Source organism: Mycobacterium sp. (genome assembly GCF_044223235.1).
In the GTDB taxonomy this organism is placed as follows: domain Bacteria; phylum Actinomycetota; class Actinomycetes; order Mycobacteriales; family Mycobacteriaceae; genus Mycobacterium.
On sequence record NZ_JBGAME010000002.1, the window covers coordinates 13,831 to 40,318 of the forward strand.

A 26,488-nucleotide genomic window follows, 5' to 3' on the forward strand; every position below is an offset into this window, starting at 1 on the left:
ACATAACCGCAGACGCTCATCGGCTCCCGATGAAGACCCAGGTACCGCTGGCCACCGCGACCGCGATGGACGCCGCGGCGATGCCCACACCGGCGGCGATCAGGCCGAGTTCCCGCGCGCCGAACGACGACGGCCGCGCCCAGGTTCGGGTCGGGTACGCCCCGAATCCGCGCGCCTCCATGGCGGTCGCCAGCTTCGATCCGCGGCGCACCGCGAAGACGAGCAGGGCGAAGGCCTGGCCCAGGAATCGGCGCAACCGGGCATGGTCGGTCACACCCCGCGCCCTCCGGGCGTAGCCCAGGTACTGCCAGTCCTGGTGCAGCAGGCCGACGAGGCGCATTCCGGCCAGCGCCCCGACGACGAACCGCGCGGGAAGTCTGAGGATCTGGCCGAGCCCGTCGGCAAGCTCGATCGGCTGCACGTCGAGGAACAGGAACACCGATGGCAGCGCAATGGCCATGACCCGCAGGAACATTGCCAGCGCGAGCTCGATGGATCCGTCGCTGATGTTGATCAGCAGGAAGTGCCAGTGGATGGTGCCGGCTGGCTCTCCGTAGAGGAGATTGGTGAGTGCGGTCAGGGCGGCCGCTAACGTGATCAGCCCGCCGCGCACCAGGAACGGCCGCCAAGGCACCCGGAGCGCGAGCAGAAGGGGCAGCTCCAGCACCAGCGCAGTCAGCGCGGACACCCAGTCGACGCTGAGCACCAGCGCGAAGGCGATGATTCCCGCGGCGAGCAGTTTCGCGACGGGATTCACCCCCGGGCGGGCGGGGGCCGCGGCGACGGCGACCGACGTCATGACCCTGCCGCGTCGAGCAGGGCAAGTTCGATGCGGTCGTCGGCAAGCACCTCGACGAAGTCCGTGTCGTGGGTGACCGCGACGACGCCCGTTCCCTCGCCCGCGATTTCGGCCAGCAGCGCGATGAGCTCCTCCCAGGTGCGGCGATCCTGCCCGAACGTCGGCTCATCGAGAACGACGAGACCCGGCCGCGTCATCAGGACGGTGGCGACCGACAGCCGTCGCTTCTCACCGCCGGAGAGTGTGTAGGGATTGCGCTCGGCGAGGTGCGCGAGGCGCAGCCGCTCGAGCAGCGCGTCGGCGCGGGCCCGGATTGCGTCGGCACTGAGCTTGAGCGCCTTCGGTCCGAGGGAGAGCTCGTCGCGGACGGTGCCGGTGAGGAACTGGTGTTCAGGGTCCTGGAAGACGCTGGCGATGCGGGTCAGAAGGTCCTTGGACCGCCACCGAACCGGTTCGCGGTTCTTCGGGGACGGCGCGAAATCCGGGTGAGCCTGAAGGATGCCGCCGCGGGGCGGCAAGAGTCCGCCCAGAGTCAGCGCCAGCGTCGACTTTCCCGCGCCGTTGGGCCCGGTCACCGCCGTGACGCGACCCCGGGAGATCCCGAAGTCGAGGCCGCTTCGCAGTTCCGGACCCGAGCGGTATCCCAGCGCCAGGTCGTGGGCGACCAGCAGCGGCTCCGCGATCGCTGGTGGGTTTCGCCGGACGTGGGGAACGGGGGCGTCGGGCACCCAGATGCCGGAGCGCACCAGATGGTCGCGCTCACGCTGGATGGTCTGTTCGGGCGGCCCGTCGGCGACGATGCCGCCGTCGGCGCCAAGGACGATGACCCGATCGATGACGGGCAGCCAGGTTTTGGTGCGGTGTTCGACGACCACGACCGTGGCGCCGGTCAGGTCGGCCGCCGTCGTGACCGCGTCGCGAACCTCGATGACCCCCGCCGGATCTAGGTTGGCGGTGGGTTCGTCCAACAGGATGAGGCCGGGGTTCATGGCCAGCACTCCGGCCAGGGCGAGGCGCTGTTTCTGACCGCCCGAGAGCACCGAAGTATCCTGCAGCACAGGAAGATTCAGCCCGACCGACCGCAGCGCCTGGTGAACTCGCGGCCAGATCGCGGGCCGGGGAACGGCGAAGTTCTCCATCCCGAAGGCCACGTCGTCACCGACTCGCGAGAGGATGACCTGCGAGTCCGGGTCCTGCAGCACCATCCCGATACGGGCGCGCCGGTCGGCCGGGCGGGCGCCGTCGACCAGGACGCGCCCCGACTCCTGCCCTTCCTCGGAGCCGCCGAGCAGCCCGGCGAGCCCGTGCAGCAGCGTGGACTTGCCCGACCCCGACGGTCCGAGCAGCAGCACCCGCTGACCGGCTTCGATGCTCAACTCGAGGTTGCTCACCGCCCACCGGTGCTGCCCGGCGTGCCGCCAGCCCCAGCCGCGAGCCGTCACCTCGGCACCGCCGAGCTGGACAGCCGAACCCAGGGTCATCGGGGTACGGGACTCGAAATCACCCTGCCGGAATCGAATCGGCTGAGCGCGCCGGTCTTGGCCAGACCCCGCACCACGAACCACGACAGCACCCCGGCGATCAGCGCGCCGGAGACGATGGCCGAAGCGGTGTAGATGGTGGCGAACGCGGTCGCCGAGCCCGGGTACCAGAGGATCAGGTCGTTGATGGCCAGCGCCAGGCCGGCAACCGCCCCGGCAAGAACCGCGACGGGCAGATTCCAGCGGCGGTACAGGAAGGCGGCGAAGACCAACTCGGCCCCGAGGCCCTGGACCAGACCCGATTCGATGGTCAGCACACCCCACTGGTTGCCGACGAGGGCCGACACCGTCGCGGCCACCAACTCTCCGTACAGCGCTGCGCCCGGCTTCCGGATGACCAGCGCCGTGAGGACGCCGGCGAAGAGCCAACCACCGCCCGCCAGCGCCTGCAGACCGGGAAGCGCCGCACTCAACGGCTCCGAGATCGGATTGGACGCGACGTTCCAGAAGACGAAGACGAGACCTGCTGCCACCGCGAGCACGCTGGCGACGACGATGTCCACGACCCGCCAGCGCAGGGCGGGCCGGGTGTCGAAATTTTCAGGGTATGGCTGGCTCATGAGGATTCCTGTGCTTGCGTGCCTAAAGATGCAGAACCGCCGACGGATCGGGCGGAATCGAATACTGGTGACATGTACGGGTATTCGGGCCGGGCCCGGCCCGGACCGCTCAGATCGGTGGTACGTGACAAATAGTGTTCACGTGCGTCTCCCTACGCCGGCATTACCCGGTCAGGTTCGTACGGTCGACAGCCGTTCAGCCGCCCTCTCAGCGCACTCGGTGTGCGCTCCCGTGTTCTCCGTATTTCAAGCTAGCGCAGGCGGTGCGACTCCGCTAGGCCGGAGCCGGGTCAGCCTTGGTGAATGTCCAGCTCAACCCGTCCACAGCTTCGGCCGCGACGTAGTCGGCGGCCGCACGGGGGGCCTCGCGAGCGATGAAGACGTCCTCCTGCGCGGCCCACCGGTCCCAGTGCGGGCGGTAGGTGTCGCCGTCGCGCTCCAGTGCCCGCCGCTTGCGGACGGCGTCGGGAGTGTCGACCCAAATGCCCAGGTCCGCGAGAGCGCGGTGGGCGCGGGACAACGCACCGACACCTTCCACGATCACCCGCTGGCCCGCGTCGACGGTGGACCAACCATCGGCGGTGCCGGTGGACCAGTTCCAGCGACGCCACCGGCCCGGCCGACCGCGCCGGCGAGGTTCCAGCAGATCGGTGCGAATGTGCTCGGATGCCCACGCCAACCCGTCCCAGCCAGGGTAGATGTCGTCGAGGCGCACTATCGTGCTGGCCGCCCAGCGGCGATGCAATTGGCCGGCGAGCATGGATTTGCCCGACCCCGAGCGGCCGTCGATCAACACGGTGGTCGCGTCGGCTGCGGTCAGGCTGCCGGCGATGTCGTCGACGTTCACACCCGTTGCAGCGTTCCGGGACGGGCGATCAGACCTGACATGCCGGCGCGGCGGGTTCGTGGGTGGGCGCCTGCAGCGGCAGCCGCACGACGAATCGCGTGTCACCGGGCTCGGATTGCACTGTCAGGTTCCCGCCGTGCTTCTCGACGATCCGCCACGCCAGGTCCAGACCCAGTCCGCTGCCCTCGCCGACGGGTTTGGTGGTGAAGAACGGGGTGAAGACGCGGTCGATGAGGTCGTCGGGGATGCCGGGGCCGTCGTCGCAGATCTCGACCCGGATCATGGTTTCGCCGTCGCGCGCGGTCCGCACCGTCAGTGTGCCACTGCCGTCCATCGCCTCGATCGCGTTGTCGATGATGTTGGTCCAGACCTGGTTGAGATCGCCTGCGTAGCAGTTGATTTCGGGCAGGTTGCGGTCCCATTCGGTGATGAGTCCGATGTCGCTGTCCGCGCCGATCCGGCCGTCGAACATCATCAGCGTACTTCGCAGCAGTTCATGGACATCCACCCGTTGATACGTGCCGCGGTCCATCTGTGAGTACTGTTTGGCCCCCGCGAGCAGGGCCGAGATGCGCTTGCTGGCCTCGATGATCTCGCGCACGCGCAGTTCGGTGTCGACGGACTCCTTCAACCATTCCACGGCGCGTTGCAGGGCACCGGTGCGGCTCTCGCCCGTCTCGTCCGTCTCGTCCGGGTGGTCCGACTCGACCGTTGACGACACCCGCTGCAACCAGTCGACGTCCAAGCCGGCCTCCACGAACGTCGGCGCGTAGTCCCATCCGGCGATGCCGTGTTCGTCGAGCCAGTCGCCGATCCGCTCCTCGCGGTCGGCGGTTTCCAACGCGCTGGTGTCCCGGTTCTTCGAGGCTCCGACCCGGTCGGCCGCCTCTTTTTGAACGTCGACCAGCGCATGGAGTGCATCGTGGGTGAACTTGCCCTCGGCGATCATCGCCAGTTTGCGCCGAACCCTTCCGAAGCCCCCGCGGAGGTCGTCGGCGGCGCGGGCGATGGCCGCTGCCGGGTTGTTCAGATGGTGGGTCAGGCCCGCGGTGATGGTGCCCAGCGCCAGCAGCCTGGCGCGCTGACCGAGGATCTGCTGCTGACGCAGGGTCCCCAGGGTGTGGCCCACCAGGAGGTGCACGGCCATGGGGAACTGCGAGCGCATGAAGTCGGCGAACCGGTCGGCGTCGAGCACGTAGAACCGCGACTCGCGGACCAACCGTATCGATACCTCGTAGACCTGGACCGCGTCGGGGATGTAGGACGACCACGCGCCGCAGTACGCCCCGCGCTGGGATGTGCGGTTGGTTTGGATATCGACGCTGCCCAGGCGGCCCGACATCACCAGCTCACCCTCGATCATGACGTAGAAACACGTCGCGGGATCACCCTCCCTGATCAACAGGCCGGGCGGGAACGTCTCGATGCGGCCCTGCTCGCACAGCAATTGGAGCTGGGCATCCGTCAGGTGCTCGAACAGGAACAGGGTGCGTAGCTCGTCGACCTCGCAGCGATCGCCCATCAGCACAGGTTAATTGAGTCGCCGCGCACCGGTCCCGGAGGACCCGGGCGGTGCACGTCCATGCTCATGTCGGTCAGCCGCTCTGCAGCGATAACACGGTGACATCCGGGCGCGCGCCGATACGCACCGGGGGACCCCAGAAGCCCGCGCCCCGCGTGACGTAGAGCTGCGTGCCCTGCACGGTCGACAATCCGGCCAGGGCTGGCTGCGCGAGCCGTACCGCATAGTGGAACGGCCACATCTGGCCGCCGTGGGTGTGCCCGGACAGTTGGAGGTCCACGCCGCGGGCGGCCGCCTCCTCGACCAGGATCGGTTGGTGGGCGAGCAGAATCGTCGGCCTCGCGGGATCGGCACCCATCAGGGCACGGTCGAAGTCCGTTGCGTCGGAACGAGTTTCACCGGCGATGTCATTGACACCGGCGAGGTCGAACGCCCCGGTGCCGCGGCGGATGACCGTGTTCTCGTTGCGCAGACGGTGCAGGCCGAGCCGCTCCAGCTCCCGCAGCCAGTCGGCGGTGTCCTCGACGTAGTACTCGTGATTGCCGGTGACGAAGAACGTTCCTTCGCGAGATTCCAGATGTCGCAACGGTTCCGCTGCGGATCCGAACTCCTCGACCGTCCCGTCCACGAGGTCGCCGACGACGGCGACCAGGTCGGGTTCGGTCTCGTTGATCATCCGTACGATCCGCTCGGTGTGCGCCCGGCCGGACAGCGGGCCGACGTGGACATCCGACACCACGGCGATGCGGAACCCGTCGAACGCTGGATCGAGGCGCCGCAGCCGCACCGGCACCCGCAACAGATCCGGCGGGCCGAGTGCGGTCGTCGCGCCGACGCCGACAAGCCCGGCCGCGGCGACGCCGGCGGTCACCGCGCCGGCCCGCGCGAGGAAGAGCCGGCGGTCCACCGCCGGGGATTCCGTTTGGCGCTCGTCGGCCGCTGTCGCCGCTTTGACCCCTGCTCCGCGTGTCGCCCACGTCCGAAGCGCCGCACGGATCGGCTCCAGCACCAACAGTCCGAGGAACAGGTACACGACCATGCCGAACCAGAGGTAGCCGGGCCAGGAGAGCCATGCCGCCGGGCGCGTGGAGGTCATCCGCGGCAGGAACAATGTGACGGCCAGGACCGCCGCCATGGTGAGTACCACCGCCGACAGGATCAGGCGGGTTCGTCCCGGCCGGGTTGTGTCCTTGACCAGACGTTTCCAGATGTACAGGTGCATCAGGACGAGAACCGAGCAGAGAACAACGATGAACATGCACGTCCCTCACGCGTCGGCCGGCCCTCGAATAGACCGTCACCAGCCTAGTTGGGCTGCGCCGCCACCCTTCGCGACGACTTCGGCGTCGTCGTCAGATGGTCACAGCCCTCACGCGGAAGTTCGGTGTGACTACCTGCGCTGGGCTTCAGAGTGCGCGGAGTTGGCGCACGACGGCATGGTGGTCGGCATGGTGGTCGGCATGGTGGTCGGCGTAGTGGTGGTCGTCGGGCGTGGTGTCCGGTGCGGCCTGGAAGGACGGATGCCTGCGCATGGCGGCTTCGAGTTCCGCGGAACGGCGCTGAGCCGCGCGCCAGGTAGGGTGCGATTCGAGGGAAACGACCGTTGCGCCGGTTGCCTTCGTCGCCATGATGAACGCCCTTCCGCTGACGTCGTGACATCGCATGTCAGTTTGTAACTACAGCGTGCGCGGTCAACCTGAGCACGACCGTCAGCGTTGGCCGTGAAATTGATAAGAAAAGCTAACAAGTGTGGGCTAGGCCACTGGGCAGCCTCTCTCCGACGGCAACTTGACGGCTCGCCGTCCTCGTAGAACCGGGCGCAGCGCCCGCCGAATCCCACACGATACGGACGCTCGTGTGGGTAAAGATGGGAAGCGGGAACCGCCGCCTATGGACATCCCGGGCGATCACGAGAAGTGAGGAACCAGATGGCACGACATCAAGCCGTTCACGTCGCATCTGCCGGAGCACCCTTAGAGGTCGTCGACGTGGAGACGTCACCACCGCGCAGAGCGCACGTACGCATCGCCGTGGGGGCGTGCGGCGTCTGTGGCACCGATCAGGGCTTCGTCAACGGTGGGTTCCCCGCGATGAGCTGGCCCCTGACTCCGGGCCACGAGATCGCGGGCACCATCGCCGAATTGGGGGAGGGTGTCGACGATTTCGCGGTCGGTGACCGGGTGGCCGTCGGCTGGTTCGGCGGACACTGCAATAACTGTGTGCCTTGCCACCAAGGCGATTTCATCCACTGCGTCAACATGCAGGTGCCGAGTTGGCAGTACCCGGGCGGATACGCCGAGTCGGTCACCGTGCCCGCCAACGCGCTGGCGCGGATCCCCGATGAGCTGTCCCTGGCGGAGGCCGCGCCGATGGGCTGCGCGGGCGTCACCACGTTCCATGCGCTGCGTGAATCGAAAGCCCAGCCCGGCGATCGGGTCGCCGTGCTGGGCGTGGGCGGCCTCGGACACCTCGGCGTGCAGTTCGCCAGGGCGATGGGGTTCGAGACCATCGCCGTCGCGCGCGGGGCGGAAAAGGCCGACGACGCAATCGCGCTCGGCGCGCACCATTACGTCGATTCCACCGTCGGTGACGCCGGCGAGGAGTTGCAGGCGCTGGGCGGGGTGACGGTGGTGCTCGGGACCGCCGCAAGCTCGAAAGCGATGGGGGACACCATGAGCGGGTTGCTGCCGCGGGGTCAGCTCATCGCGATCGGAGTCACCGCCGATCCGCTGCCGATCAGCCCGCTGCAGCTGATCATCCCGGGACTGTCGGTCACCGGTCACCCGTCGGGCACCGCCCGCGACATCGAGGAGACCATGGCCTTCGCCGTGCAGTCAGGGGTGCGTGCGCGTATCGAGGAGCTGCCACTGGCCAGGGCCGCGGAGGCGTATTCGGCGATGGAGCAGGGTCGCGCGCGCTACCGAATGGTCCTCACCATGTGAGCCTCTTGGTGCGGTCTCGGCCCATCGCCGTGTTCGCGCCGTGGGCATCGTTGGTAACGCCGCCGCAATAGTCATGCCACAGCGATGTAGCCGCGGTGGCATAGGTTCGCGGCACCCGCGCACCCAGACGATGTGAAGGCGGACCGTATGAAGGCACTTTCCCACCCCGCGCTCCAGATCGGTCTCGCCGCCGTTGGCGGACTGGTGTTCGGCCTGCTGGTCGGCGAGTGGGCGGCGAACCTGAAGTTCTTGGGCGACATGTTCATCCGGCTGATCCAGATGTCGATCGTGCCGCTGGTGATGGCGTCGGTGATCGTCGCGACCGCGTCGATGTCCGGGACGGGGACCGGCCGGATCGCCTTCCGGACCTTCAAGTGGATGCTCGGCTTCTCGTTCGTCGCGGCCGTTTTGGCGTGGGTGCTGAGCATGCTGATCCAGCCGGGTGCGGGCATCACCTTCGCCCAGGCGCCCGACGCTGAACTGGCGGATTCGGCATCGGAGGCGTTGGGCTGGCAGGAGACGCTGCTGAACTTCGTGTCCACCAACATCTTCAATGCGATGTCGACCGCAACGATGGTTCCGATCATCATCTTCTCGCTGCTGTTCGGGGTCGCGCTGCGCAGTCAGATCAATAAGACGGGCGACACCAGGGTGCTCGGGTTCGTCGATCAGATCCAGCAGATCGTGCTGACCATGATCCGGATGATCATGTACATCGCCCCGATCGGTGTGTTCTGCCTGCTGGCCGCGCTGGCGGGCGATATCGGCTTCTCGGTCGTCACCTCCGCGCTGAAGTACCTGGGCACGACGCTGCTCGGCGTCGTCATCCTGTTCGCCGTCTTTGTCGCGGTCGTCACGGCACGCACCCGCCTCAACCCGGGGAAGCTGCCCGGCAAGCTCGCCGAGCAGACCGCGATCGCGATCACCACCACCAGTTCTGCCGTCACGTTTCCGACCGTGCTGAAGAACACCGTCGAGAAGGTGGGCGTGAGCCAGAAGGTCGCGAACTTCACGCTCTCGGTCGGGTTGACCATGGGTTCGTATGGCGCCGTGCTCAACTACATGATCGTGGTGATGTTTCTGGCGCAGTCCGGTGACATCAGTTTGAGCGTCGGCCAGATCGCGCTCGGCATGGCGCTGGCGATCCTGCTCAACATGGGCACCATCACGGTTCCCGGCGGGTTCCCGGTCGTCGCGATGTTCCTGGCCACCTCGCTGGATCTACCATTCGAGGCGGTGGGTTTGCTCATCGCCGTCGACTGGTTCGCAGGCATCTTCCGCACCTTCCTGAACGTCAACGGTGACACTTTCGTGGCGATGTTGGTCGCCAACGCCGACGGCGAGATCGACCGTGAGGTCTACAACGGCACCAAGACCGTGACGGCCGAGGAGATCAACCTCGACGAGTACCGCGATGTGATGGAGCGGGCCGACCAGGCGGACTGACCTCGAGCAGGGGCACGCCGTTGCGCAGCCGGATCGCGCCGGGCAGGTCGAACGGGCATGTCCGCTTGGCGACGACGATCCGGCGCACGGCAAGCTGTCCGCTGACCGTGCACGTTCCGGATTCGATCGCGGTCAGTCGCGCCCGTTCCACCACAGCGCGTGCCCCGGCGATGCGCACGGCGAGGCTCAGTTCGACCTCGAGGACCGCAAAGGACGTGCCGTCCACGAACACTTCGACGGTGGGATGGTGGGCGGATTCGACGCTGTGTGTCGCCAGCACCACGATTTCCCGAGTCGACGGGGCGTGCCGGGTGCGCAGCGCGGCCTGTCGCAACGCGTGGTGTTTGGCCCATCCGGCGGCGACCACGTCGGTGAGATTCATCGACAGCAGGCCGTCCGTTGCCCGGGCCACCTCGCGCTGGACGATGGAGGTCAGGCCGGGGACGGGGGATGTGATCACCCCACGCTCGCGCAGCGATTCAGCCAGCGCAGTCGGTTCGCCGGGTACCGCACCGAACAGGAGATCCCGCGCGGTCGAGGTCGCGCCAAGGGCTGACGGCGTCAACGGTCCACCTCCCTGATGGTGACGGTGCCTGTGTCGGCATGGGCCTCCGCCCGGATTGCGTGGGTGGCCTCGCCGGGTGCAGGCGTCTCACGCACGGCCAGGACCGGCGGTGGGCCGGGCCGTCGGACGGCGCGGACGCGCGTATCCGGATGCGGCCGGCCCCGCTTGCGTAATCGCGAGAACCCCAGGCCGGCCAACACGAGCGCGCCGGCCGCCAGGGCAAGCGCCACCCAGCCGGCGATCACCATCGAAGGCGGTGTCGTCGTCGCCGGGGGAGGGCCGGCCCGATCACTGGCCGGCTCGGCTGCCACCGTCGTGGGCTCGGTGGTGGTCACCGTCGTGGGTTCGGTGGTGGTCACCGGCGTTCCAGGGGCATCCCGCTCGGGAGCGCTCGTGGGGGTCACCGGCTCCGGGACCGTGAACGGAGCGCTGACCTGACCGGCCCGCCCGCATGTTGCGCTCACCCGATGCTCGCGGGGCGTGGCTGCCGCGGGCACCGCCGTGCTCAGCAAGACCTCGGCGTCTCCTTCGGTGACCTCCCCGGGGAGCACGTCGTCGTCCCAGAGGAAGGTGATCGTCCCGCACCGCCCGAGCGAGACGCCCGGGTACGCGGCGGTGACCGTCGCCGTGAACGGCTCGCCGGGCTCACCCCGGTCGGGTATGAGCGTCAGGGGGCCCATCACGCCGAGCACACGGTCTTGCGTCGGCGACTCGGCGGGGCTCACCGACGTTTCAGTGGTAACGGACGGCGTCGTCGGTTCAGGCTGGGCCTGGGCCACGCCCCCGGTGAGGATCGTCGAGATCATCCATCCCGACGCCACCACAGCCGCGGCACCGCGCCGTTGGACTGGACCCATCCGGGCAGTATCACGCCGATCACGTCGGCGGGGATGAGTACTCCGGTACTTGAGTTTGCGAGAGCGTCTTGGCGCGGCCTATGACGCGAACGATCCTGCTGGCGCGCTGCTTTCCGGACCGGGGGGTGCCGCATCGCCGGCCTCGGCCGGAAGGGGCGGCAGAGGCGGTGTATCGACGTTTTCCGGCGCGGCGGGCGCTGCGTCGCCGGGTTCGCCCGGATCTGACGGGGGCGCGATCTCGACGCCGAGAGCTTCTTCGAACGGCCCGATGTGTTGCGGGCAGGACGACGCCATCGCCGCGCCGATGACGAAGCCGGCGGTCTCGTAGTTGAACCCACCGCGCTGGGCGACCTCGGTGATCATCGACTCGATCGGATCAACGGCAGGGTGGGCCTGGGCGAACCGGTAGTCGAGGATCGCGCAGATCTCGCGTTGGTGATCGAGCGCGTAGTTGAGCGCGGCCGTCTCGTCGATCTCGGGGATGTCAGGCACGCCCGGAAGCGGTTGTGCGGCAGCGATACCGGGGGACGCGGCCAGGCCGAGACATGTCACCGCGGTGGCCAGCTTGACGAGCATCTTCCCCATGAAACTTCCCCCATCTGTCGGCCATCCGCAACGCCGAATTGGGCCGGCCCAATCGCCTTGTCGTCTGGATACTCTCAAACCGACGTCGCTCCGCACGCAACATTTCCAGATTTCACCGGTGAGGCCGGGATCCGTGGCCGACGTGGACGCATGGGTGTCTGCCGGATACGTCTACTCCCGTCACCGCGGGCGCGTGTCCTCGGCCGGCCCGGCGACACTCGGGGCGCCGGTAGCCTCGGCGGTGACCAGGACGGCACCGACGGGAGCAGAGACCGAAGCGATGGCAGATTCCAAGACGGTTCGCACCGAACCCGCCCGCAGTCGACGGCCGCGACGGGCGTGGCGGCGCCGGGCGATCGTCGGCGCGGTCCTGGCGCTGCTGTTCGGGGTGCCCTGCTGGACGCTGCTGTGGGCAGGCGCCCCGTGGCCGGTCGGGGTGTCGGTCGCGGGGACCGCCGTATTCGCGGCCGCCCTCGCCGCCCTACCGATCCTGATGAGGTACGGGCATGGACACCCGCACCGAGATCGGGCGGCCGTTGCAGGCGATGCGCTACTGGGCGTCGCGTGGGTGTTGTTCGTCTGGTCGGTGCTGTCGCTGGCCCTGCGGTTGGCGCTGGCCGCGTTCGGCGTCGGAGATCCCGCGGCGGCGCGCATCGTGGCCGTGGCGGTCGTGGGGGTGGTGGTCGCGCTGCTGATGTGGGGTTTCGCCGAGGCGATGCGGGTTCCCCGCACCCGACATATCGATGTCGTCATGCCCAGGCTGGGCGCCGGATTGGACGGGTTGCGGGTGGCGATGATCACCGACACGCACTACGGGCCGATCAACCGCGCCAAGTGGTCGGCGGCGGTGGCCGGCCGGCTCAACGGCATCGGCGCCGAAATCGTATGTCATGTAGGCGATATCGCCGACGGGACCGTCGATGTGCGTGGGGCGCAGGCCGAACCGCTCGCCGCGGTGCACGCCACGCTGGCCCGCGCGTACGTCACCGGCAACCACGAATACTTCAGCGAGGCCCAGGGCTGGCTCGACCGCATGCAGGAAATCGGTTGGGAAGCGCTGCACAACCGCCACATCGTGGTCGAACGCGGCGGCGACCGGCTCGTCATCGCGGGGATCGACGACGCGACGGCGGCGGCATCCGGCCTCGACGGGCACGCCGCCGATCTCCGAGCCGCCCTCGCCGGTGCGGATCCCACGCTGCCGGTGGTTCTACTCGCGCATCAACCCAAACAGATCGTGGATGCGGTCGCCGCGGGCGTGGACCTGCAGCTGTCTGGCCACACCCACGGCGGACAGATCTGGCCGTTCAATTACCTTGTGCGGCTTGATCAGCCGGTCGTGCAGGGGCTGAGTGCCCACGGCCCGCGGACACAGCTGTACACCAGCCGCGGCACCGGTTTCTGGGGTCCGCCGTTCCGGGTGTTCGCACCGAGCGAGATCACCGTGCTGACGCTGCGACGCCGGTGAGTTCAGCGGTTCAGCGGCACAGCGCCAGGACGGCCTCAGTGATCGGCGTCATGCCGCTGCACGATGGCCAGCAGCTCGGCACGCACGGTCGAATCGGGCAGGGCGTTGATCCGCGCATACAGGCGTCGCCGATCTCTGGCAAGCCTGCGGTCAGCGCGAAACTTCGCGAAGGACATCCTTCTCAACTCCTTGATCGTTCCCCCGGATCTCGGGGGTTCATGTCCGCGGTGCGGGGCAGACCCGTTCGCAGGACACCAACGATGCTCCGTGTTAAATCGAGGTAAATCAAACCGCTGGCATGTGAGATTGCAGACAGTCGATGTGACACAAGCCATATCGGAGTAGCTCGTGTGATCGAGGTGATGTGACGTGACACAGCAATGGATTCCGGCCGTCTTCATGCGGGGCGGCACCAGCAACGGGGTGTTCTTCCGCGACGAGGTGCTGCCGCCCCCGGGTGCTCAGCGCGACGCCGTGTTCCTATCCGTGCTGGGTAGCCCCGACCCGTACGGCCGCCAGCTCGACGGCATGGGCGGGGGTGTGTCGTCGCTGTCGAAGGTCGTGACGGTATGCCGATCGGACCGCATCGACGCGGACGTCGAGTACACCTTCGGCCAGGTGGCGGTGGACCAGCCGGTGGTCGACTACTCGGCCAACTGCGGGAACCTCTCCTCGGCGGTCGGGCCGTTCGCGGTGGATGAGGGTCTGCTCGGCGACGTGCCCGACGGACCGCTGACCGTCCGGATCTTCAACACCAACACCGCGACCGTGCTGCAGGCCGATTTCGAGGTGCGCGACGGTCGCGCAGCCGTGGCCGGGGACCTGGCCATCCCCGGCGTCGCGGGCACGGGCGCCCCGATGCGGCTGTGCTACCTCGAGCCCGGCGGGGCGAAGACCGGTGCCGTGTTGCCCACCGGCGACCCGACGACGGACGTCGACATCGCGGCGGGCCGTCAGGTGGTCTCCTGCGTCGACGTTTCCGCCGCAACGGTTTTCGTCGCCGCCGCCGATCTCGGTCTGACGGGTACCGAGTCCCCGGCAGACCTCGGCGCCGACGCGAGCCTGCTGGCGTGCCTGGAAGAGCTGCGCCGCGCGGGTGCGGTGGCGATGGGACTGGCGGCACACACCGGCGCGGTCGCAGCGGCGGGACCGAAGATCGCGATGGTCGCGCCGCCCGCGGACTACACGACGATCAGCGGGGCCCGCATCGACGGCGACACCTTCGACGTGGCGGTCCGGATGATCTCGATGGGCCAGCCGCACGGCGCCATCCCGGGCACGGGAGCGCTGTGCGTGGCCGCCGCGACCCGGATCCCCGGCACCATCCCGCACCGCCTGACCCGCGCCGGCGCCGGAGCCGCGACCGCGATCGCCACCCCGTCCGGGGTGCTCACGGTCGAGGCGGACGTCACCGTGACCGACGGTGCGCCACGCGTCGCCAGCGCATCGCTGTACCGCACCGCCAGGGCGCTGATGCGCGGCTCGGTCGCGGTCACACTCAGCTGAGTCCGCTCAGCGCCTGCGGCAGGGAACCCGTGTGCAACACCCCGAGCCGCTGGGTGGCCCGGGTCAGTGCCACGTACAGCTCGGCCGCACCGCGTGGACCGTCGGCCAGGATGTGATCCGGCTCCACCACCAGCACCGCGTCGAATTCGAGGCCCTTGGTCTCCGCCGCCGGCACCGTCCCGGGCACACCGGGCGGTCCGATCACCACGCTGGTGCCCTCCCGGCCCGCTTCGCCGCGGACGAATTCAGCGATGGCAGAGGATAATTCGTCATCGGCGACTTGTCGTGCCCACGGCCGGACACCGCAGGCGCGCACCGACTCCGGCGGCCGCACCCCTGGCGCGAACTCGGTGAGCAATGCGGCGGCGACGGCCATGATCTCCGCGGGTGTGCGGTAGTTCATCGACAGCGACCGGTAGACCCAGCGGCCGGGGACGTACGGTTCCAGCACCGAGCCCCACGAGGTCGCCCCTGCCGCCGACCGGCGTTGCGCGAGGTCGCCCACGATGGTGAAGGACCGGCTGGGGCAGCGCCGCATCAGCACCCGCCAATCCATCTCGGACAGTTCCTGGGCCTCGTCCACCACGATGTGCCGGTAGGTCCAATCCCGGTCGGCGGCAGCACGTTCGGCGAGTTCGCGGGTGTCCCGCTCGACGAACCGATCCGCGAGGTCCTCGGCAGCCAGCAGGTCGCCCGCCAGCAGGCGGTCCTCGTCGTCCATCAGGTCCTCGCGGGCGATCATGAGTTCCAGCACTCCCGCCGCGTAGTCGGCCTCATCCTTGCGCCGCCGCTCAGCCGCGCGGTCCGCCGCCCTGTCGCGGCCCAGCAGATCGACCAGCTCGTCGAGCAGCGGGACGTCCGACACCGTCCACGCGTCGCCGTCGGCGCGCAGCAGCGCCGGGTCGGCACCCGCAGCGCGCAGCCGCTCGGCGGACTCGTAGAGCCGGCCCAGCACCGTTTCCGGCGTGAGGATCGGCCAGAGGTCGTCCAGCGCCGCGGTGAACTGGTCGTTGTCGGCCAGTTCGTCCAGCAGATCGGCGCGCAGGTCCTCCCATGCATGGCGATCCTCGCGGGTCAGCCAGCCCTTGCCGATCCGCGCGATCGCGCGCTCGGTGAGGACCCAGGTGACGATCTCGCGGAACACCGCGCGTGCCTCGTTGTGCGGCTTGCCGCTGTCGCGGGCCTCCTGCCTGGCCCATTCCGCGGTTTCCGCGTCGATCCGCACGCTGACATCGGACAGATCGATCGGCAGCGGATCCTCGGGCAGCCGCTGCCAGTCGGCGATCGCCGCGGCGAGCACGTCCAGCATCGCCAGCGCACCCTTCAGCGCGGCCACCCGCGGTTGATCCTCTGCGGTGACCAGCAGACCGGGGAGCATTCCGCCGGTCGTGGTGAACACGACGTCGGACTCACCCAGCGACGGCAGCACACGGCCGATGTGGCGCAGGAACGCCGAACTCGGCCCGACCACCAGCACGCCGTGGCGTTCGATCCGCTCCCGCTGCGTATAGAGCAGGTAGGCGACCCGGTGCAGCGCGACCACGGTCTTGCCGGTGCCCGGCCCGCCCTCGATGACGAGCACCCCGGGGTGGTCGAGCCGGATGATGGCGTCCTGCTCGGCCTGGATGGTCGCCACGATGTCGCGCATGCCGTGACCGCGAGGCGCGTTGACCGCCGCGAGCAGCGCCGCGTCACCCTGCTCGTCACCGCGGGGACGGCCCAGGGTCTCGTCGATGAAATCGACCACATGTCTTCCCCGCGTGAAGAACTGGCGGCGTCGGCGCATGTTTTCCGGTGTCGCGGCCGTGGCGGTGTAGAACGGGCGTGCCGCGGGGGCCCGCCAGTCCAGCAGCAGCGGCTCGTAGGAGTTCTGCTCGTCGAAGATGCCGATCCGGCCGATGTAGAGCCGCTCGTCGGCCGCGCTGTCCAGCCTGCCGAAGCACAGCCCGCTGTCGGCGACGTCGAGCCGGTTGGCCTGCTTCGCCAGCGCACGCACCTCGGCGTCGCGCTCCACCAGCGATTCGTTGTCGCTGCGCAGCGCCGCGCGGTAGCGGTCCCGCACCTTGGCGCGCTCGGCGTCGAGGCGGCGGTAGAGCCCGGTGACGTAGCTCTGTTCGGAGCGCAGTTGATCCTCGTGCTCCAGCTGCGGCGCGAGCAGCCGCCTGGCGGCCTGCGCCGCCCCGTCGGAGCGGATTGCGGCGGCCAGGGCCGCGGCCCGCTCGCGCGTCTCCGGGGCGGCGACCGACTCGAGCGCGGCGGCGACCGAGGCGGTGGTCACCGGATCATGATGTGCCACACCGATACCCAGCGCGGCGACGCGCTGCGCCCAGTACGGCTGGTCGGCGCCGTGGGGCAACACCAGCTGCGGCACACCTGCCAGTGCGGCCGTTGTCGTCGTCCCCGCTCCGCCGTGATGGATCACCGCGTCGACCCGGCCGAACAGCGCCTGTTGGTTGACTTCGCCGATGACGAAGCAGTCATCGTCGCTGCCTGCCCCCGTCAGGGGTGTCCAGCCCGGGCTGAGGACGACGCGGAGCCCGAGGGTGCGGATCGCGTCGACGCACACCCGGATCCGGTCGGGAGCGACGGGCACGCTGCCGAAGCCCACGTACACCGGGGGATCACCGGCGTCCAGGAACGCCTCCAACTCGGCGGGCAGCTGACGGTCGTCGGGCAGGATCCACGCTCCGGTCTGCACGACGTCGAGGTCGGGGACCGGTTGCCAGGGGTCCAGGACGGGGTCGGTCGCCAGCCACAACCGTCCGCCCAGTACCTCCTTGCGCACGTAGTCGCGGACGTCTCCCACCGGGGAGAGGCCGATCGAGGTGCGGAAGTGGTCCAGTATCTCGCCGAACGCGGCGTTGACGCTCTGCGCTTCGGGCATCTCCGGCGGGAACGGCCGGCCCGGATAGACCAGCGGCGGGTCCTGCGGTGACGGCAGCATCAGCTGCTGGAAGGCCGCGTACCCGAAGCGGATGCTCCGTTGGGCGGCCACCGAGCGAACCCCCGCGGCGAACGGCATCATGCCGGTGGCCACCAGTGCGTCACAGCCATCGGCGGCCGCCGCGACCGTGCGGACCGCGTCGAACTGGTTGGCGATCAACTGCGCGGGGGTGCGTGAACGCTCCGTCGCCAGGGCGCGGACCGGCCTGCCAACCGGCACCACCGGGACGCCGAGGCCGGCCACCCGTCGCGTGGAGTCCACGTCCGGCGGTGCGCAGATGCGCACCTGTGCGCCGAGTTCCCGCAGCCGCACCGCGAGGGCGGCCATCGGTTCGACGTCGCCGCGCGAGCCGTACGTCGCCAACACCACTCGCAATTCGCGTCCCCGCTTCCCGTGTCAACTGACTTCGGCCAGCGATTCTGCGGCACCACCCCGGCCTTGCCGCAAGCCCCCCCACCGGCTATATCGTGGAAGGGGCCGGATTGTGGCGTCGACCGCTCCAGGCCGGGGGCATCAGCGTTCGCCACATGTCAGACCAGCGGCGGGGTGGCACGCCACTGGGCCAGCGCTTCGGCCAATCCGTGCGAGGCAGCGGCAGCTGCGGGATCAGGGTGAGGCAGCCGACGAACTGGAGCCGCCTGCCGTCAACGTGCGCGTCGGGTGCACCCGTTCACCGGCATCTGACCGCCAGATTCTGACAGAACATCCCGACGCCGCCCCACCGGGCCGAATCGTCGCCCTCGTCGGTGGGGTTCACCGACATGACAGGAGTGCTCGTCAGCAACTGGTCGATGATCGACGGCACGGGAGGCGGGGGGTTGGGCTGCGCCTGCGCGACGCCGGCTCCGCAGGCGATGGCCATGACGACGACGCCCCCGGCGAACAGCCTCGCCGCGCACCTGCGAAGTGTCATCGTCGCTCCCCTGTGGCGTCTGCCGGTGTCGGTCATCGTTCTCCAGGATATGCCAGGCGTGGTCGGCCCAACCTTTCCCGGCCCGCGTCGCGCAGCGGTAACAGGCGCACAACATTCCGAACGCGGTGGTCAGGGCGCGCCGTGGCGCACCGCCGACCGCGCTTACCGTACAGGCCGTGAGACCGCTCGCCGCGCCCGTTCGTCACGTCGCGGTGTTCGGGGTGTGCCTGGTCATCGCCGTGACCATCCCTGCCCCGGCGGGCGCCGAGCCCGAGCCCGGCCCGGCGTCCTACGCGACGCCCGCGGCGGGCGGTCGCGTCCCGCAGGGCGTTCCGGCAACCGTCACCACACCTGACGGGTGGACCCTGGTGCTGGGCGCCAAGGACGAGATGCAGATTCCCGTCGCGCCGTTGACCACCGCCGTGTCGTCTCGCGAATACCTTGCCAGCGGCCTGTTCGCCGGGTCGCTGACCGGGCCCGGGGAGCCGCGGGGGATCCTCGAGGTCGGCTACGAGATCGGCTGCGGAGTCGATATGAGCACATCCAACGGCATCACGATGGCGGGCAGTGGCGGCATGACGCCGTCCCTCGGCGTATCCGGCCCGATCGGTGGCGTGCCGACGGCCGCCCTGCCGGTGCTGTCCACACCGGTCAACGGCGTCATCACCGTCGGCCTCAAACCAGGCATCGTGATCATCGTCCCGGTCAACAGAAAGGAGTTCAAAGGGGCCAACCCGTGGGTGATGATCAGCAATTTTCACGTCAAGATCGATGGATGCGTCGGCCAGTCCTTCATCCGCTCGTATGCGACGTTGACTCGACAGACCGATGAATCCGACGCCGTGCTTGCCTACGTCGGGGCGACGACCACCGTCTGACCCCGTCAGTCCATCCGGCCGACGTCACGCAGGTGCAGGACGACCCCGCCCTCCTCGTCGGACGCATTGACGTCGACCTCCACGTCGAAACCCCAATCATGGTCTCCGGCAGGGTCGTCGAGGATCTGGCGCACCCGCCACACCCCGGGCTGTCGGTCGAAGATCAGCATCGCCGGGCCGCGGGCGTCGGCAGCGGTCCCGACGGTGTCGTGTTCGGCGAAGTACTCCCGCCCGATCTCCTCCCAGCGCTCGGCGCTCCACCCGGTGCCTGCGTCCAGCGCGCCGAGGCCGTCCCAGCGCCGCCGCGCGAACAACTCCACCCGGCGGAACAGCGCGTTGCGGATCATCGCCGTGAACGCCCGCTCGTTGCCCGACAGCGGGCGCGGGCGGACCGGCACCGCCACCGGTTCGTCCAGCGGCTGGTCGGGGCTGGTGAGCTGCTCCCATTCGTCGAGCAGACTCGAATCGACCTGCCGCACAAGCTCACCGAGCCACTCGGCGATATCGGTGACCTCCTCGGTGCGGGCCGCCGCGGGCACCCCGGACCGCAGCGCCTTGAACGCGTCGGAGAGATACCGCAGCACCGCACCTTCCGAGCGGGTCAGCCCGTACAGGCTGATCAGCTCCCGGAACGTCAGCGCTTTCTCCCACATCTCGCGCACCACCGACTTGGGGGACAGATGCCCGTCCGCGGCCCACGGATTCGACCGCAGGTACACCTCGAAGACGTGACTCAGCAGCTCGTCCAGCGGCTTGGGGTAGGTGATGTCATCGAGCAGCGCGATCCGCTCGTCGTACTCGATGCCCTCGGCCTTCATCGCGGCCACCGCCTCGCCGCGGACCTTGTTCAGCTGGGCCGAGAGGATCTGCCGGGGATCGTCCAGCGTCGCCTCGATCACCGAAACAACATCCAGCGCATACGTATCCGACGACGGATCCAGCACTTCGATGGCGGCCAGCGCAAACGTCGACAACGGTTGGTTCAGCGCGAAATCGGGTGGCAGATCCACGGTCAGCCGGTAGCGCCGACCGTCGGGTTCGGCTTCGGGCAGCCTCACCACGACGCCGGCCTGCAGCAGCGAGCGCGCGATACCGACGGCCTCCCGGATCAGCCGCAGCTGACGTTTGCGGGGTTCGTGATTCTCGGTGAGCAGCCGCCGCATCGCCTCGAACGGATTGCCCGGCCGGTCCACGACGTCGAGGATCATCGCCGTCGACACCCGCATATGACTGGTCAGCTGCTCCGGTGCCGCGTCGACCAGTCGCTTCTGCGTCGCCGCACTCCACGGCACCATGCCCTCGGGGGCCTTGCGGCGCACCAACTTTCGGCGCTTCTTCGGATCGTCGGCCACCTTGGCGAACTGTTTGAGGTTCTCCACCTCGTGTTCGGGTGCCTGCACGACGACGGTGCCCGCGGTGTCATAGCCCGCCCGGCCTGCCCGCCCGGCGATCTGGTGGAACTCACGGGCGGACAGCAGCCGGGTGCGGGTGCCGTCGTACTTCGACAACGCGGAGAACACCACGGTGCGGATCGGAACGTTGATGCCGACGCCGAGGGTGTCGGTGCCGCAGATCACCTTGAGCAGGCCGGCCTGGGCCAGCTGTTCGACCAGCCGCCGGTACTTGGGCAGCATCCCGGCGTGGTGCACGCCGATCCCGTGCCGGACCAGCCGTGACAGCGTCGTCCCGAACGCCGAGCTGAACCTGAAGGCGCCGATCATGTCGGCGATCGCGGCCTTCTCCTCCTTGGTGCACACATTGACGCTCATCAGCGCCTGCGCCCGCTCCAGTGCAGATGCCTGGGTGAAGTGCACGACGTAGATCGGCGCCTGCCTGGTGTCGAGCAGATCCTGGATGGTCTCGTGCATCGGGGTGGTCGCGTAGCTGTAGAACAGCGGTACCGGGCGTTCGGCCTTGTCAACCAGCGCGGTGGGCCTGCCGGTGCGCCGGGTGAGGTCCTCCCGCAGGAACGTTACGTCGCCGAGCGTGGCCGACATGAGCAGGAACTGCGCACGCGGCAACTCGAGCAGAGGCACCTGCCACGCCCAGCCGCGGTCGGGGTCGCCGTAGAAATGGAACTCGTCCATCACCACAAGGTCGACGTCGGATTCCCCGCCCTCCCGCAGCGCGGTGTTGGCCAGCACCTCCGCAGTGCACGCGATGATCGGCGCGTCGGCGTTGACCGCCGCGTCACCGGTCAGCATGCCGACGTTGACCGCGCCGAAGACCCCGCACAGGGCGAAGAACTTCTCGCTGACCAGCGCCTTGATGGGTGCGGTGTAGTAGCTGCGCCGCCCCGACGCCAGCGCGGCGTACAGCGCACCGGTGGCCACCAGGGACTTTCCCGACCCGGTCGGGGTCGCCAGCACCACGTTCGCACCGCTGACCAGCTCGATCAGAGCCTCTTCCTGTGCCGGGTACAGGACGATGCCGCACGCCTCGGCCCACGCGGCGAAGGAGGCGAACAACTCGTCGGGGTCGGCCCCCCGCGCGCGGAGGGCCGACAGGTCGTCTGGGTCGTCGAGCAGGGAGGGCAGAGAGGGTTGGGCGGCGGTCATCGTAGGTACCAGCGTGCCCGACACTCTTTCGAGTCCCAGCGGCAGGGCTGGCTGTAACGGACAGGCTTTCTGTAACAGATAGTGGCGACCGGAGCGATCAACAGACTGACGCGGCGGAGATCGAGCACCGCCGCAGCCGGGTTGGAGGGAATTGGTCGTGCTTCGTCGTCTTGGGTCGGCAGTCGCCGTGGCCGGTGCCGTGTGGGCCGGACTGGCCACGGGTACCGCCGCTGCCGCACCGGAATGTGCCGACTTCCATTGGATCGGCGCGGCCGGATCCGGCCAGCGGGACGGGGCGCTGCTCTACGCCAACGGTGGCATGGGTGATGTCGTCTACCAGTCCTACCAGCAGCTGCGTGCCGAACTGATCGAGGACGGGCGGACCATCACCGCCGAAGCCGTGCAGTACCCGGCGGCGCCGGTGCCGGTGGACGAGGGGCTGGGCGGCTGGCTGGGCTTCATGGGCAGCGTCGAGGACGGCGCCGACGCGACGGCCGCCCAGTTCGAGGCGTTCACGGCACGCTGCCCCACCTCCAAGGTGGTCCTCGCCGGTTACTCGCAGGGCGCCATGGTGATCCACCGCACCCTCTACGACCTGGCCGACGACCCGCACGTGGCGGCCGCGCTGCTGATCGCCGACGGCGACCGGCTGCCGGGCGACACCACCATCAACCTCGGGTCGACGGCGGTCCTACCCAGCGCCGGCAAGGGGGTCGCGCAGGAGCACTCGTTCCTGGCCTCCACCAACACCTCGCCGCTGCCGTCGCAGATCGGCGCGCGCACCATCAGCGTCTGCGATGTGGGCGACCCGGTCTGCGACTACGATCCCGATGCCGGCGAGGTGCCCGCTGACGGGGTCGCGATACACACCTCCTACGCACCCGCCTTCAGCGGTCCGCACGGGTGGGGTGCACCTCTCTACTACCTGGTTGCCAACTCTGCGCCTGCGCCGTCGCCGGCACAATCGCAGGCGATCGAGCTGAGCACGTCCGGCGCCTGACGCCAATCGGCGCCCGGATCGTCGACGTTGTACCGGATCACCTGCCCGTCGATGACGCTGAGCGCGTCACCAACTGCCCGCCGAGCCCATCCTGCACGCGGAGGGTAGTGCGGTGGTCCGCGACAGGGGGCAGCATCGCCGATGCGCTCCGACTTATCGTCAGTCGGTGACCATCACCTATGACGAGGCGTTGCGCGAGCGGTTCGCGGTGCATCTGGCTGCCCACGAGCGTCGTGCCGTAACGGATCCGGCGAAACGTCAGGCTGCGGTCGCGGTGGTGGTCGTCGACTCCGAACTCGGCGAGGACAGGGTGGATCCCGCGCCGGTGGACGACTGGATCGCCGGGCGCCCGATGGACTCCGGACTCGACGGCCGTATGGTCGACGTCTCGGGCGGTGCATCGTTTCTGTTGTGCCGCAGGGCATCCCGGCTCACGTCGCATTCCGCGCAGTGGGCGCTGCCCGGCGGCCGGGTGGATCCGGGGGAATCCGTGGTCGACGCCGCGCTGCGGGAACTCGACGAGGAGGTCGGTATCCGGCTGTCCGACGCTCATGTGCTGGGTCTGCTCGACGATTACCCGACTCGGTCGGGTTACGTCATCACACCGGTGGTGCTCTGGGGCGGTGGCCGGCTGGATCCCCGGCCCGCGCCCGACGAGGTAGTGGCCGTTTACCGGGTGGGGCTACACCAACTGCAGCGCGACGATTCGCCGCGATTCATCACCATTCCGGAGAGCCCGCGCCCGGTCGTCCAGATCCCGTTGGGCAACGACCTCATCCACGCGCCGACGGGCGCCGTCCTGTTGCAGCTGCGCTGGCTGTGTCTAGAAGGCAGACACGACCCGGTCGATGATCTGGAGCAGCCCGTGTTCGCGTGGAAGTAGATCCGTGCCGATCTCCCAGCGCCAATGCCCTTGCAGCGCAACGGATAGACACCGCGTCAGCGCTTGACCGCCGTGACCACCAGGTACTCGGCGGGATACAGCGTTTTGCCCGGTTCGACGGTCCTGTTCCAGCGCTTGAGGAAGGCCAGGAATTCGTGGTCCAGCTCCGCAAGGCGCTCGGGACGGTCCTGGTTGAACCGGTAGGCCGCAATGACCGGGCCGTAGTTGCGCTTCCAGTACTCGCGAAACTCCACGGGATTCGCGCAGTGCGACATCAACGCGGTCTGGCGCCGCGTGGTCAGCGAGGCGACCGCGTCACCGAACAGGCCGCGCACGTACTCTTCGTCGCCCCACAGCGGTGGTGCACCTGCGCCGGGCGGAGGCGGTGCCGCAAAGCGCTTGATCGTCGCGAACATGTTCCCGATGAACCCGGTGGGTGTCCAGTTGATCATCGCGATCGTGCCCCCGGGCCTGCACACCCGGAGCAGCTCGTCGGCCACCGCCCGGTGATTCGGTGCGAACATCGCCCCGACACACGAGATCACGGCGTCATAGCTGTCATCGGCGAAGGGAAGCGCCTCCGCGTCGGCCTCGGCCCATTCCAGTTCTATGCCTCGCCCCTCCGCAAGCCGGCGACCGGCGTCGAGGAGTTCCGGTGTCAGATCGCTGGCGGTGACGACCGCACCCAGGGCCGCGGCCGGAATGGCCGCGTTGCCCGATCCCGCGGCGACGTCGAGGACGCGGTCTCCGGGCCGAATGCCACTGGCTCGCACCAGCTCGGGACCCAGTTGCGGGATCAGTTCCGCGGCAACCGCGGGATAGTCGCCGGACGCCCACAGCGCGCGGTGTTTGGCCTTCAGTTCATGGTCGGCGGTCATAGTGGTCACCTTGATGCCTCCTCGGATTCGTCGTTGAGTCCACGAATAATCCCGCCGCAGTGTTCAACAGAGCTGTCAAGAATATGGAATCGCCTGGTCAGGGCTATGTTGGTGACGCCGACGGCTGGGTCATTCCGGGGTCAAGCCGTGCCGGTCAGCGCGTTGAGCATGGTGTCGAGGTACTCGGGTGACAAGTCCGCCTGTTCCGGTGTCGCGTGGGCGAGCTGGCCGATACCGAGGTAGCTCGTGTAGGCAAGCTGCGCCCGTCGCGCCGCTTCGTCCACCGGGAACCCCAGCTCGGCGAACAGCTCGGTCAGGTAACCGAGGCGTCGCCGAGTCACCCGAGCCAGCACGGGCGCCACGAGTGGATGTTGCGCCGTAGCCTGAAGCGCCAGTTCCGCCCGGGCGCCGACCCCCGCATGGCTGCCGATGGCGCCGACGATCAGCGCGCGCAGCCGCGCGATACCTGCGGGCTCGGCTTCGATCGCGGCGATGACACCGTCCGTATCGACGCGTTCCCACAGCTCCAGGGTCGCGGTGACCAGCGCCTCGCGATTCGTGAAATGCCAGTAGAAGCTGCCCTTCGTGGCGCCCAGTCGCGCGGCGATCGGCTCGACCGCCACCGCGGTGAGTCCGCCGTCGGCGAGCGCTTCGAGGGCCGCCGCAGTCCAGTGGGCTTTAGAGAGGCGGGGAGGACGCTGGCGCGGCGGCACCGCCATACGGTACCGTACGGTTTCACCATACGGCACCGTACGGAGGGGTCATGCGGATCATCAATACGCACGAGCGAGTCATCACTGCCGACGCGACGGACATTGCTAAGTTGCTGGCCACCCTCGGACAACCCGGCGACATGCTTTACCCGCCGCTGTGGAAACCGATGTGGTTCGACGGTCCGGTGGCGGTCGGCGCCACCGGCAGCCACGGCACCATCACGGCCTACGAACCCGGACGGCTGATGGAGATCGCGATCCCGCCGGGCATGGGCATCAGCGGCGCGCATGCGTTCACCGTCACACCGCTGGGCTCGGGCCGTTCGCTGGTCCGCCACGAGATCGACGGCGACGCCACCCTGGTGGGCTGGCTCGGCTGGCAGGTGGCGATCCGCGCCGCTCACGATGCCGTTGTCGAGGGCCTATTGGACCGCCTGCAGGCCGCCACGGGTGCGCCGCCCGCACATCCTGCCCGGCTTTCGGCGTATGCCCGGCTGATTCGCTGGGTGGAGCGGCCCCGGGCCCGTGCGGTCGCCGTGGAGCCGACGGGTCTGCTCACCGGCGTATTCAGCCGTGTCGACTACGCCGATGCGTTTGCGATCGATACCCGCGGGGCCCGGCTGGACGTACGGCGCTGGGGAGAGGCGATCTTCGGGAACGTGCCGCTGTGGGTCGCTGCGTTGATAGGCGTTCGTCAGCTGCTGGTCGGCCTGGTCGGCATCGAGAGACACACCCCGGGTGCCTTTCGCACCCTCGCCGCTGACGACGATGAAGTGGTGCTCGGCGGCGACGCTGGCCATCTGGATTTTCGCGCCTCCGTGCGTCGCGACCCCGGCCGGATCACGCTGACGACACGTGTCCGGATGCACAACCGGCGCGGCCGGGCGTACTTCGCCGTCGTCCGTCACGTTCATCCCTATGTGGTGCGCGCGATGCTCACTCGGGCGGTGGCGCGAGCGTGTGAGAGTCAGGGGCCGCCGCGTCCGGCAGCGACGAAGGGCTGACCGCTTTCGGGAATGTCGTATTCCAGGAAACTGAACGGGAGGCGTGCGGCGAAGGCCGCCAGCGAGGTATCCATCAGCT

24 protein-coding genes and 1 pseudogene are annotated in these 26,488 nt (G+C 68.9%); 8 read left to right on the forward strand and 17 right to left on the reverse strand.

Features of this window, described 5'->3' with window-relative positions; all coding sequences use genetic code 11:
• Positions 1–16 precede the first annotated feature (16 nt).
• The 7 genes from ADBZ6K_RS03095 to ADBZ6K_RS03125 all read right to left on the reverse strand — a co-directional run bounded on the left by ADBZ6K_RS03095 (position 17) and on the right by ADBZ6K_RS03125 (position 6,897).
• A complete protein-coding gene (locus tag ADBZ6K_RS03095; RefSeq protein ID WP_526344382.1) occupies positions 17–799 on the reverse strand; it encodes an energy-coupling factor transporter transmembrane component T family protein in 783 nt (260 codons plus the stop codon).
• On the reverse strand, positions 796–2,280 hold the full coding sequence (locus tag ADBZ6K_RS03100) for an ABC transporter ATP-binding protein (RefSeq protein ID WP_526344383.1): 1,485 nt from the start codon (positions 2,278–2,280) through the stop codon (positions 796–798). The genes ADBZ6K_RS03095 and ADBZ6K_RS03100 overlap by 4 nt, the downstream gene beginning before the upstream one ends.
• Positions 2,277–2,900, reverse strand: coding sequence for an ECF transporter S component (locus ADBZ6K_RS03105; protein ID WP_526344384.1), 624 nt, complete (start codon positions 2,898–2,900; stop codon positions 2,277–2,279). The genes ADBZ6K_RS03100 and ADBZ6K_RS03105 overlap by 4 nt, the downstream gene beginning before the upstream one ends.
• Before the next feature lie 274 nt (positions 2,901–3,174).
• The gene (locus tag ADBZ6K_RS03110) at positions 3,175–3,747 is read right to left on the reverse strand and encodes a uridine kinase family protein (protein ID WP_526344385.1); all 573 of its coding nucleotides are present in this window, start codon (positions 3,745–3,747) and stop codon (positions 3,175–3,177) included.
• A 28-nt stretch (positions 3,748–3,775) separates the two neighbouring features.
• Positions 3,776–5,269 carry a sensor histidine kinase gene (locus tag ADBZ6K_RS03115; protein ID WP_526344387.1) on the reverse strand — a complete coding sequence of 498 codons (1,494 nt, stop codon included), beginning with the start codon at positions 5,267–5,269 and terminating at the stop codon, positions 3,776–3,778.
• Between the two features lie 73 nt (positions 5,270–5,342).
• Complete coding sequence (locus ADBZ6K_RS03120; protein WP_526344388.1) at positions 5,343–6,527, reverse strand: metallophosphoesterase; 1,185 nt, start codon at positions 6,525–6,527, stop codon at positions 5,343–5,345.
• Between the two features lie 148 nt (positions 6,528–6,675).
• A complete protein-coding gene (locus tag ADBZ6K_RS03125) occupies positions 6,676–6,897 on the reverse strand; it encodes a hypothetical protein (protein WP_526344389.1) in 222 nt (73 codons plus the stop codon).
• A gap of 300 nt (positions 6,898–7,197) precedes the next feature.
• Here ADBZ6K_RS03125 and ADBZ6K_RS03130 point away from each other — a divergent pair, with 300 nt between their 5' ends.
• Both ADBZ6K_RS03130 and ADBZ6K_RS03135 read left to right on the forward strand, forming a co-directional pair.
• On the forward strand, positions 7,198–8,211 hold the full coding sequence (locus ADBZ6K_RS03130) for an alcohol dehydrogenase catalytic domain-containing protein (protein WP_526344390.1): 1,014 nt from the start codon (positions 7,198–7,200) through the stop codon (positions 8,209–8,211).
• A gap of 147 nt (positions 8,212–8,358) precedes the next feature.
• On the forward strand, positions 8,359–9,657 hold the full coding sequence (locus tag ADBZ6K_RS03135; protein WP_526344391.1) for a dicarboxylate/amino acid:cation symporter: 1,299 nt from the start codon (positions 8,359–8,361) through the stop codon (positions 9,655–9,657).
• Here the strand turns inward: ADBZ6K_RS03135 and ADBZ6K_RS03140 are convergent.
• The 3 genes from ADBZ6K_RS03140 to ADBZ6K_RS03150 form a co-directional block, all read right to left on the reverse strand.
• Positions 9,605–10,222 carry a hypothetical protein gene (locus ADBZ6K_RS03140; protein ID WP_526344392.1) on the reverse strand — a complete coding sequence of 206 codons (618 nt, stop codon included), beginning with the start codon at positions 10,220–10,222 and terminating at the stop codon, positions 9,605–9,607. The two genes, ADBZ6K_RS03135 and ADBZ6K_RS03140, sit on opposite strands and share 53 nt — an antisense overlap.
• The gene (locus ADBZ6K_RS03145) at positions 10,219–11,079 is read right to left on the reverse strand and encodes a hypothetical protein (RefSeq protein WP_526344394.1); all 861 of its coding nucleotides are present in this window, start codon (positions 11,077–11,079) and stop codon (positions 10,219–10,221) included. The genes ADBZ6K_RS03140 and ADBZ6K_RS03145 overlap by 4 nt, the downstream gene beginning before the upstream one ends.
• Positions 11,080–11,157: 78 nt before the next feature.
• Positions 11,158–11,664, reverse strand: coding sequence for a hypothetical protein (locus ADBZ6K_RS03150; protein ID WP_526344395.1), 507 nt, complete (start codon positions 11,662–11,664; stop codon positions 11,158–11,160).
• Positions 11,665–11,944: 280 nt separating this feature from the next.
• Between ADBZ6K_RS03150 and ADBZ6K_RS03155 the strand changes: the two genes are divergently transcribed.
• Entirely contained in the window at positions 11,945–13,132 is a 1,188-nt protein-coding gene (locus ADBZ6K_RS03155) for a metallophosphoesterase (RefSeq protein WP_526344854.1), read from the forward strand.
• Positions 13,133–13,167: 35 nt separating this feature from the next.
• Here ADBZ6K_RS03155 and ADBZ6K_RS03160 read toward each other — a convergent pair whose 3' ends face one another.
• Positions 13,168–13,308 (reverse strand): hypothetical protein, encoded by a 141-nt coding sequence (locus ADBZ6K_RS03160; RefSeq protein ID WP_526344397.1) that lies wholly within the window; start codon positions 13,306–13,308, stop codon positions 13,168–13,170.
• A gap of 193 nt (positions 13,309–13,501) precedes the next feature.
• Here ADBZ6K_RS03160 and ADBZ6K_RS03165 point away from each other — a divergent pair, with 193 nt between their 5' ends.
• A complete protein-coding gene (locus tag ADBZ6K_RS03165; protein WP_526344398.1) occupies positions 13,502–14,638 on the forward strand; it encodes a 2-methylaconitate cis-trans isomerase PrpF family protein in 1,137 nt (378 codons plus the stop codon).
• Here ADBZ6K_RS03165 and helR read toward each other — a convergent pair.
• The 3 genes and pseudogenes from helR to ADBZ6K_RS03180 form a co-directional block, all read right to left on the reverse strand.
• Entirely contained in the window at positions 14,631–16,796 is a 2,166-nt protein-coding gene (gene helR / locus ADBZ6K_RS03170; protein WP_526344855.1) for an RNA polymerase recycling motor ATPase HelR, read from the reverse strand. The genes ADBZ6K_RS03165 and helR overlap by 8 nt on opposite strands.
• A gap of 36 nt (positions 16,797–16,832) precedes the next feature.
• A pseudogene (locus ADBZ6K_RS03175) lies at positions 16,833–17,951 on the reverse strand (glycosyltransferase); the annotation flags it as partial.
• A gap of 301 nt (positions 17,952–18,252) precedes the next feature.
• Entirely contained in the window at positions 18,253–18,495 is a 243-nt protein-coding gene (locus tag ADBZ6K_RS03180; RefSeq protein WP_526344399.1) for a hypothetical protein, read from the reverse strand.
• Positions 18,496–18,671: 176 nt separating this feature from the next.
• Between ADBZ6K_RS03180 and ADBZ6K_RS03185 the strand changes: the two genes are divergently transcribed.
• A complete protein-coding gene (locus ADBZ6K_RS03185; protein WP_526344400.1) occupies positions 18,672–19,373 on the forward strand; it encodes an MspA family porin in 702 nt (233 codons plus the stop codon).
• 5 nt (positions 19,374–19,378) lie between these two features.
• Here the strand turns inward: ADBZ6K_RS03185 and ADBZ6K_RS03190 are convergent, their stop codons facing one another.
• Complete coding sequence (locus tag ADBZ6K_RS03190; RefSeq protein ID WP_526344402.1) at positions 19,379–21,931, reverse strand: DEAD/DEAH box helicase; 2,553 nt, start codon at positions 21,929–21,931, stop codon at positions 19,379–19,381.
• Between the two features lie 157 nt (positions 21,932–22,088).
• Between ADBZ6K_RS03190 and ADBZ6K_RS03195 the strand changes: the two genes are divergently transcribed.
• Complete coding sequence (locus tag ADBZ6K_RS03195; RefSeq protein ID WP_526344403.1) at positions 22,089–22,931, forward strand: cutinase family protein; 843 nt, start codon at positions 22,089–22,091, stop codon at positions 22,929–22,931.
• Between the two features lie 166 nt (positions 22,932–23,097).
• Entirely contained in the window at positions 23,098–23,814 is a 717-nt protein-coding gene (locus tag ADBZ6K_RS03200) for an NUDIX hydrolase (RefSeq protein ID WP_526344404.1), read from the forward strand.
• Positions 23,815–23,870: 56 nt separating this feature from the next.
• On the opposite strand, the gene ADBZ6K_RS03205 is transcribed toward ADBZ6K_RS03200, so the two are convergent.
• Together ADBZ6K_RS03205 and ADBZ6K_RS03210 are read right to left on the reverse strand one after the other, a co-directional pair.
• Positions 23,871–24,692 (reverse strand): class I SAM-dependent methyltransferase, encoded by an 822-nt coding sequence (locus ADBZ6K_RS03205; protein ID WP_526344405.1) that lies wholly within the window; start codon positions 24,690–24,692, stop codon positions 23,871–23,873.
• A gap of 140 nt (positions 24,693–24,832) precedes the next feature.
• Positions 24,833–25,411: a TetR/AcrR family transcriptional regulator gene (locus ADBZ6K_RS03210; RefSeq protein WP_526344406.1), complete on the reverse strand. Its 579-nt coding sequence runs from the start codon at positions 25,409–25,411 to the stop codon at positions 24,833–24,835.
• 44 nt (positions 25,412–25,455) lie between these two features.
• Here ADBZ6K_RS03210 and ADBZ6K_RS03215 point away from each other — a divergent pair, with 44 nt between their 5' ends.
• A complete protein-coding gene (locus tag ADBZ6K_RS03215; protein WP_526344407.1) occupies positions 25,456–26,409 on the forward strand; it encodes a DUF2867 domain-containing protein in 954 nt (317 codons plus the stop codon).
• The last annotated feature ends 79 nt before the right edge of the window (positions 26,410–26,488 follow it).